The 983-nt window shown below is 39.5% G+C and carries 1 tRNA gene; it reads left to right on the forward strand.

The annotated features are described in order from the left end of the window. Window positions 1-219 precede the first annotated feature (219 nt). Window positions 220-296 (forward strand) — tRNA-Ile (locus tag CWS31_RS17305). The last annotated feature ends 687 nt before the right edge of the window (window positions 297-983 follow it).

Here is a 983-nt window from a genome sequence, read left to right on the forward strand (position 1 = left end):
AACAAGGTAACCCTAGGGGAACCTGGGGTTGGATCACCTCCTTATCTTGAAGTAAGACTGCTTAATGGAATCCACGGGTTCACGAGTGTTCACACAAATTGTATGATAATGAAATTGAAGAAACTTGTTTTGTTTAGCTTAGCTGGTTAGAACGTACCCATTCCTGATAAAAGCAGGGTGAGGTCGGCGCCGACGAGTTAAATAGAGCATAACCATGATAGGTCTGTAGCTCAGCTGGTTAGAGCGCACCCCTGATAAGGGTGAGGTCGGCAGTTCAAGTCTGCCCAGACCTACCAAATTTAAATTTCTGCATCGTTATTTAAGGGCTCGTTTAGAAAAACCTAAACGTCGCCAATAAATGCCTTGCACAAACTTAAATTACGGTGATAGTTTTTTATAAAGAAAGAAGCCAAATTTAAGCTTAACTTTTAAAGTTATTTTAAATTTGGTTTTTTTAAACCAAGTCTTTGCCGAATGCGGGCAAATGATTAGTTCTTTAACAATCTGGAAAGCTGATATAAATATCGGTATTTATATGTTAAACACGGTGTCGCGCTGTTGTTTAACGCAAGTATAAATACCAAACTGTTAACACACACTCTTATCGTGTGTTGTGGTGATGGTGATAATGCATCCCCCCAAGGATGTGTTATCGAATTCATACTACTCGAAAGAGTAAGATGTCTTATCAAGTAACTCATCTTATGTTCTAGGACATATTGAGTACGTGAAAATGTCAGACTTTACAATTAGTTCGGATTAGTCTCCGAACATTCCAGTATGAATTGTTTTAGCAATAAAATGATTCGAGGGATTTTGGTGTTTAACCAAGGCGCACAAAGCGCGAGTAAGGGAGTGTGGTTTACCACATGACTGAACAAGCAATGAAGTGCAACGTCGGATAAACTTCAAAAGACAAGAATACTTGGGGTTGTATGGTTAAGTGACTAAGCGTATGTGGTGGATGCCTTGGCAGTTAGAGG

This window comes from Colwellia echini (assembly GCF_002843355.2).
In the GTDB taxonomy this organism is placed as follows: Bacteria; Pseudomonadota; Gammaproteobacteria; order Enterobacterales; family Alteromonadaceae; genus Colwellia; species Colwellia echini.